At 59.4% G+C, this 7,837-nt stretch carries 2 protein-coding genes; one reads left to right on the top strand and one right to left on the bottom strand.

Translation table 11 applies throughout. The annotated features are described in order from the left end of the window. The first annotated feature begins 164 nt into the window (after nucleotides 1-164). The gene (locus DW195_RS06605) at nucleotides 165-2,465 is read left to right on the top strand and encodes an LTA synthase family protein (protein WP_118206234.1); all 2,301 of its coding nucleotides are present in this window, start codon (nucleotides 165-167) and stop codon (nucleotides 2,463-2,465) included. A gap of 685 nt (nucleotides 2,466-3,150) precedes the next feature. Here DW195_RS06605 and DW195_RS06610 read toward each other — a convergent pair. Then, the gene (locus tag DW195_RS06610) at nucleotides 3,151-7,239 is read right to left on the bottom strand and encodes a fibronectin type III domain-containing protein (protein WP_118206235.1); all 4,089 of its coding nucleotides are present in this window, start codon (nucleotides 7,237-7,239) and stop codon (nucleotides 3,151-3,153) included. Nucleotides 7,240-7,837 lie beyond the last annotated feature (598 nt).

A 7,837-nucleotide genomic window follows, 5' to 3' on the forward strand; every position in this document is an offset into this window, starting at 1 on the left:
TCCCGTCCATTATCGCGCAGGTCGCCGCTACATTGCGCAACACCGCCACGCACGCGCGTTATTATGGCTGGTTGTTGTGCGCAGTCACCAAATGCAGCGCATATCTTGGTAACAATCGGGTAAACCCCCGCTTTCGTAGGTTTTAGTTTGTGAGGAGTCTCAGCATGTTCGCTGCCGCCATCTCGCTCGTCGGTCTTGTGGCGACCGTCTACCTTGTCTTGCGCGAGGCCAAGGCCATTCGCGCTCAGTCGGGCACCGTCGCCAAAAGCGCTCTTGGGTGGAGCGCCGCCTTCGGCCTGTTCCAGCTCTTTTTGACCATTTGGGGTGCCATTGGCCTCGTCGCCCAAAACGAGCCGCTCGCCTTTGTGATGCTCATCCTGACCAACGCCATCCTCACCGGATGCGCCTGGGCCAGCATCGCCCGCGACCGCATCGCCCCGCGCGTCTTTGCGTTCGCCGAGCCCGACGCCCCCGCCCCCACCGGCAAGCTCGCCCGCCTGCGCGGCACCTTTGTGGGCAAACCGCTCGTCGCCGCCGTCCTGTGCCTGCTGCTCGCCGGCGTCTTTGCGCTGCTGGGCACGGAGGTCTCGTCCAACCACGACTTTACCTGGGTCTACCCCCTGTGCATCCTGCTCGAGTGGGCCATCATCGCCACACTCATGACTGGCTTGTTCTTCCTATTCCAGCGCCACGGCGCAGCCCCCGCGGTCCTGGCCTTTGCCCTCTTTGTCCTGGGCATTGCCGAGTTCTTTGTCATCACGTTTAAATCCATGCCCATCCAGCCGGGCGACCTTTCGGCCATCTCCACCGCCGCCGCAGTCGCCGGCACCGGCTACACCTTCTCGATCTCGCTGTTCTGCGTGCTATCCATGGGCTTTACCGCCATCGCCATGCTGCTGTGCGAGTACGCCGGCCTGGTCGCGCCGCACCGTCAGAAGGGCGCCGCCAACGCCAAGCGCATGTTGCTCACCAACCTGCTCGTGGCGGTGCTGTGCCTGGGCGGCGTGACCGCGCATGTCACGCTCATCGACTACTACAACACCCTCGGCATCACCGTCTACACCTGGCGTCCGCTCGAGAGCTACTGGCGCGAGGGCTATCTGCCTGCCTTTATTAGCGCGGCACAGTCCATCAAGCCGCCCAAACCCGCCGACTATTCTGTCGATGACGCCAAGGCCACGCTCAAAAAGTACGCCAAGGCCTACGACAAATCCGACGCGGCCAAGAGCGACGAGCGCGCCGCCGCAAAGGAGCAGTTCGACAGCGAGAAGCCCACGGTCATCGCCATCATGAACGAGACGTTCTCGGATCTGTCGATCTACCAGAACATGCGCGCCGGCTACGAAGGTCCGCAGTACTTTAAGAACCTGTCCAACTGCCTCAGCCGCGGAAAGCTCTACGTGAGCGCCTACGGCGGCGGCACGGCCAATACCGAGTTTGAGTTTATGACCGGCAACTCCATGGCCAACCTGGGCTCGGGCGTGTACCCCTACACCATCTACAACATGGAAACGACTGGGAACCTGGCAGAGCAGTTCAAGTCGCTCGGATATTCCACCACGGCCATGCACCCCAACCACGCAACCAACTGGAACCGCGAGAACGTCTACAAGGACTTTGGCTTTGACCAGTTCCTGTCCATCAACGACTTCCAGGGTGCCGATACCCTGCGCGGCATGGTGACCGACCAGGCTACCTACGACAAGATTCTTGAGCTGCTCGACCAGAACGCCGACCCGCAGTTCATCTTCGACGTGACCATGCAGAACCACTCGGGCTACGACACGGGCCTGCTGCCGGTCGACAAGCAGATGCACCTGAACATCGACACGACCGACCTGGACGCTAAGACCGTCGAGGACGGCACGCTCTCCGATGTTGACGAGTATGTCTCGTGCATCGAGCAGTCCGACCAAGCGCTGCGTTACTTCCTCAACGCCCTGAGCAAGCTCGACCGCAAGGTGGTCGTGGTGTTCTGGGGCGACCACCAGCCGTTCTTCCCGTCCAAGTTCAACGATAAGTGGTTTACCGGCGAGGACGACGCCACGCACCAGGAACGTCTGTGGCAGACCGACTACATCATCTGGGCCAACTACGACGTTGCCGGCTGCGACCAGACGAGCGAGGTCGACGACCTGTCCACCAACTACCTGTCCACGCAGCTTATGCAGCTGATCGGCGCCCCGCTGACCGACTACCAGAAGGCGCACATGACGCTGCGCGAGTCGCTGCCCGCCATCAACTCGGTGGGCTACGAGGACGCCAGCCTGCGCTGGGCGCTCTCCTCCAACGTCACCGGCGACGACGCCGTTGCCGCAGCCGCCACCAAGGCGCGCGAGGATTACGCCAAGATGCAGTATTACGAAATGTTCCGCGACGGCAAGAACGTCTATACGGAGCACTTCCAGACCGAGGCCAACGAGACCGACCCCAACCTGGCGCCGGGCACAACCAAGATTAAGTAGCTGCTAGCTGCTGAGCCACAACTGAAACGTCTGTCCAGGCGGAGGCATATAAGGTTCCCTGCTCGGACAGTCCTGCGCAAGACGAAGGCCACATTAAGTGGCCTTCTTTGCGTGCGGAACTCGCGATGAACCTTATATGCCTCCGCCTGGACAGACGCCCTGATGTTGGGGCGTGGCTTGTCTTGGGTGTATCGCCGAACATATATAAGTTGAAGGCCACGTTATGTGGCCTTCTTTGTTTGCGGAAAGTGTATCCCGGAATTCTTGTCTGGAATGGGATGCAGTTTCCGCTTGGGACCCGATTGGGAAAGTGTGTCCCACTATTCAGCTGGATTCCGGGATGTATTTTCCGGTTGAGGCTCGTTGGGAAAGTGCGTCCCACTTTGGGGGCTGATTCTGGGACGTGGTTTCCGGTTGGCTCTCATTGGGAAAGTTCATCCCATTTCTCGGCCTAATTATGGGACGCAGTTTCCCGTTGAGGACCCTTTGGGAAAGTGCGTCCCGGTCTGGGCGCTCAAACTGGGATGGATTTTCCGGATGAGGGCTTGACGGAAAATGTGTCCCGTTCCGGGCGCTAATTGTGGGATGCAGTTTCCGCTTGCGGAGTCTCCACTCAACAGAAAACCCGGGTGGCCTGTTTTTTGGCTACCCGGGTTTTTGGGTTGTCGATATGTTCGACTGGCTACTAGTGGGTCTTGCGGCGCTTGATCAGCATGATGAGGGCTATCACTACGAGCGTTGCTCCCGCTGCTGCTGCGGTGGCGACTAGGGCAAATGTTTGGTCGCCGGTGTTTGCGAGGTTCTTCGCTGTGGTCGTAGTCTTGACCTTGGTGTCGGTCTTAGCTCCGTTGTCGGACTTGGGCTTGTCCGGGTTCGTCGGGGTCTCAGGAGTCTCGGGGTCCTTTGAGCCTTCGGAATCGGTTGGGCCGGCGGTGTTTACCAGCGTATGGTCCAGGAACTTCTTGGCGCCCGCACTTGCCTGTGAGAACAGGCGGCGCGTGCGGATCGGGGTGGCGTTCACCGTTGTGGGCGCCGTCTCCTCGGCCTCGATATTCACGAGCGTCGTGCCGGTGTCGAGGCCCACGTCGTTGTATCCCACGTGGCAGTAATACTGCGCACCGTCATCGTCTGCGGTCAGGTCAATCTCGAGCTTTGAGGCCGTTCCAGCCGCGAGGTTGCCATCGGCACCCACGAGCTTAAACTCTGTCTCGCCGCGGCCCTTGCGGTACCACATATAGGTCGGTGCCAGCCCTGTTTCGCTATCGTCGGCACCGAGTTGCTTCACATGGCCAATCGCCGAGAGCGTCAGGTGGCTTCCCGCCGCGCGCTCAACCGAAGAGTCGTATCCAAGATCCGACCCCTCCGCAGCATCCGCCGCAGGTCCGCTCACGGTCATCGTCATGCCATCGGGCATGGTCTTGACCGTGATGATTGCCGAGCGAATACCTGTTTCGGTCGTGGATCCATTCTTAACGGCGGCGATGGCGAATCGATACTCCGTATTGGGCTGCAGCCCATCCCACTTGAGCGAGGTCTGCGTGTTGTCGGCAATCTTCCAGCTATTGACGACCGCATCCGCCGCATTGCTCTGCAGCATGCCCACGCCGTAGCTAAAGCCACTCTTGTTTGCGAGTACATCGTCCCAGCTAAACGTAACGCTGGTCGAATCGACGGCGTTTGCCGTAAAGCCCGTCACGGCCGGCGCGTCGGGCATCTCGACGTCCTTAACGTCATAGCCCACGATCCAGAACTGGTCGGTGTCCTTGGTGCCGAGCTTGTCGCCCGAGTCTGCCTCGAACTTGTCGACATCCACCGCGTTGACGCCCAGACGCCACACAAAACCGTACTTGCCCTGCGCGGCCTCGGGCAGGTTGTCGACGGTGCCGCCGTATTCGGTCGATTCACTCGAGGAGTTACCCGTAGTAAAGCCGGCGTTGGCACCAAAGCACAGACCGCCAAACAACTCGTGCTTTGCGAGCTTCGCGCCCATGACAACGCTGCCGTTCAGCGTCAAGCCGAGCTCGAGCTCCTGCTCCTTGCCCTCCTCGACTTCGATGGTCTGCTCAATGCTCGCCCCCGACTGCGCGGCGGCGCCGTTAAACCCATCGTGCGTGTAGGCGCGCGTTACGCCAGGCTTGCCCAGGCCAAAGGAATCCCCAACGGGAGTCTCGCCGTTGAGCGTCGTTTGATAGGTTCCGGGTTCTCCCGACCGGTTGGTCAAAAAGTAGCTGAGCGGCGTCATATTGTGCTGTTTGGCAATGCGGTCATAGGCCTCGACATTAACGACCGAGGTCTGCGCGCCGAGCGACACGGGCGCCGCCATCACGCCCTTGCCACCAGTTTCCTCATTTTCGATCTCATACTCGTAATAGACCATCGGAATCGTGTAGAGCACGGCCTTGTCACCCTCGCCGGCATGCGACTCATAGCTTACGCTTGCGCTGACCGTGCGCTCGCTCCGGTAGTCATAGCATCCCTCGGCGGCAAAATCGACTGAAGCATTCATCGCGACCAGGGGCGGACCGGTCTGCACCTCGACGGCAACGCCCAACTCGGCGCCAATGGTATAGCCCTGGGATGTCCCCGTGCCCTTTTCCTCTCCGTATGACGTGCCGCCCAACACCAGATAGCCGTATGCCTGCTCCAGATCCTCAACATAGGGCGCATCCTGCAGCACGGCAAGCACGCGCGGATTGGTATAGACCTTGTAGCGGTCCTTGTACGTGATCTTGACGCTGTCGTTGTCGACATCGGGCAGCGCGAGCGAGATAAATGTGCCGTAGGTAGTGCCGCGACGGTTGCTCTCGCTAATCACCTGCTCCTCGCCGCGGCGCACCTTTCCGTTCTCGTCGAGCGAAAAAAGCGAGGCGGTCATCCAATAGTAGTCATCGTTCTTGCGCAGGTCCTCGTCGCGGTGCTTGCCCACCACGGCGATAAAGCTCTCGTTATAGCGGTCCGAACCCGAGACGCTGCCCGCCTTGACGTCGCTGATCCACACCTGCTCTATACCCTTGTGATCATGCTTGTTGCTGCTGTTGTATTGCTGACCGCTCATGCTCATGGTTCCGACCATGGACCCCAAGCCCTGAGCCCCGCTCTGTGCCGTGTTGCAGGCAAAGTCGCGGAACACATCGCCGCCCACGAGCACCTCGTCGACCGCCAGCTGCTCGGACAGGCCGTCAAGGTTGGCAGTGGCAAGGGCAATAGGCGCCAAGGTGCACGGATAGCGCTTATCCTGAGCGCTATCCTTCCATGCGCTGTTGGGCACATGCATCAGCCCATAGGAGGCGAGGAGCCCGTCTCTGTATTCCTTGCAATCGGAAAGCTTGAACTCGCCAGACTCCGAGTCAAAATACGCGTAGCGGTACAGCGCGCCGTACAGCCCCTTGCTGCCGTCAGAAGCGCCGTAATCAAAAGCGCTGCGTTGCCAGTCATAGCCCGCAAGAATAAGGCCCGTGACGGTTTCACCCGTCTTCTTTCCTTCTTCATCGTAGGCGGCAAACGTGCCGAACGTCGCATTCGCAGCGACCATGGTCTTGCCGTTCGCGGAGAGGGAGATTGCGCCCGCGTCGCCCAGAGCATCGACATGGACGAGCGCACCCTTGGATGCATCCCACGAAAACAGCTCGCAATGGGTCGACTTATCAATATTCTTCTTGCCGTAGGGTGCCGAGACCACGATGGCGAGGTCATCGCAAAAATCGCGATCGAGGTCGCCGGCCGCTAGCGAAACGACAGGAGCTGACTGAAGCTGCGTCCAGGAGTCGTTCCCGCCCTTGTTGTGCGTGGTGTAGTCCGCGGCGTTACCGGCATCGATCTTGACGACGCTTTGCTTCCAGTTGCCGCCCTCCAAGTCATACATGTCGACTACAGCCTTGCGCACGCCGTTCTCGTCGACATAGCAGCCCGCGTAGACAAAAAGCTCGTCGACGCCGTCGCCATCGACATCGCCCGCCTCGACATCAAAGACGGCGTCGTGCTCTTGCAGGTAACCGGCATCCAGGTACTTAAAACGGCCTTCGTACATCATATTAGTGTTGACCGTCACCGGCAGGTGTGTGTCGAGAGTGCGCGTACGCCCGTTGCTAAACGAGTAGAGGACCAGCTCAACCTTTCCGGCGTATGACTTGCCGTCAATCGTCGTGGAGGAACTGTCGCCGTAGGCACGGAGCTCGGCAACGCGGCTCTTTTTGCCCGTGCTGGCGTCGCTGCAGAACTCAACACTCGTGGCGTGAATGCCCGAGAAACCGTTGTTGTCGTTGGCGAGTACTGTTGAGGACTCATTGTTGCTTAGGTACGACCAGGTGCCGCCACCGTAGTCGCTATGCTTGTAGAGATCGCTGTTCGTATCGAAGTTGTTGACGTTTTGCCAGAACTTTGCGGCGCCCCACACACTTCCATAGCCATCGGTGAGTTTGCTGCTGCCGCCAATGTCACCGCGCTCGACGTTCTCGAGCTTGTCGCGCAGAGTGTAGCGATTGCCATGGCTACCGTTAGCTGCCATATAGACCTCGCTGCGCGTGGCAAACGTCGTGGGGGTATCAGTGGAATAGGGGCCAACGGTATCGGCCGGAATGTCCTCGCTCGTGCCCAGACCCAGGGCTTGATAATCCTGCTCGGTCATATCGGTGATTGCGGGCGCGTCTGCCGCCTGGGCAACCTGGGGCGTGGCCGTGAAGCAGGCGACGCTCGTGGCGATCAACGCAGCAAGCGCCGCCGTCCCAACAAGCGGGATTTTCGACAGCCTACGGATACGGGAGTGTGGAACGTACATGAGGGACCTCGCTTTACTCGAGTGGAGTGGACTCATTTTTGCAAATGATACGTCCGATGCCCGATATCACGTGTCTCATTTTCGCCAACGGCGTGTCTCATTTTTGAGAATCCGAGATGCCGCGGAAATCTTATCCCAGCTCAAAGGCCATTTCTGGGATGTATTTTCCGTCGAGTGCCTCATCGGGAAACTGCATCCCATTTCAAGCGTCGATTCTGGGACGCACTTTCCCCTTAGACCCTCAACCGGAAACCGCATCCCACTTTGAGCGCAAATTCCGGGATGCATTTTCCGCTTGAGCCTCATTGGGAAACGGCGTCCCACTTTGAGGGCTGATTGTGGGATGCATTTTCCGGTTTTGCTCTCATTGGGAAAATGCATCCCGTTTCTTGACCGAATAATGGGACGCAATTTCCCGTTGGAGCGCCTTTGGGAAAGTGTGTCCCACTTCGACCGCCCAGAGTGGGATGCACTTTCCGCAAAGCACCTCAACGGGAAACTACGTCCCATTCCAAAGGCAAATTCCGGGACGCATTTTTCGAAAGCCGGGACTGCGGACAAAAAGTTGGACCATCAGGTCCGGTTTGGAGTCCGCATG

This window comes from Collinsella sp. AM17-1, from assembly GCF_003470665.1.
Classification (GTDB): Bacteria; Actinomycetota; Coriobacteriia; order Coriobacteriales; family Coriobacteriaceae; genus Collinsella.

What these genes read in the sequence shown, in the direction of transcription:
- DW195_RS06605 (WP_118206234.1), top strand. Translation starts at nt 165, where the DNA reads ATGTTCGCTGCCGCCATCTCGCTCGTCGGTCTTGTGGCGACCGTCTAC.
- DW195_RS06610 (WP_118206235.1), bottom strand. Translation starts at nt 7,239, where the DNA reads ATGTACGTTCCACACTCCCGTATCCGTAGGCTGTCGAAAATCCCGCTT.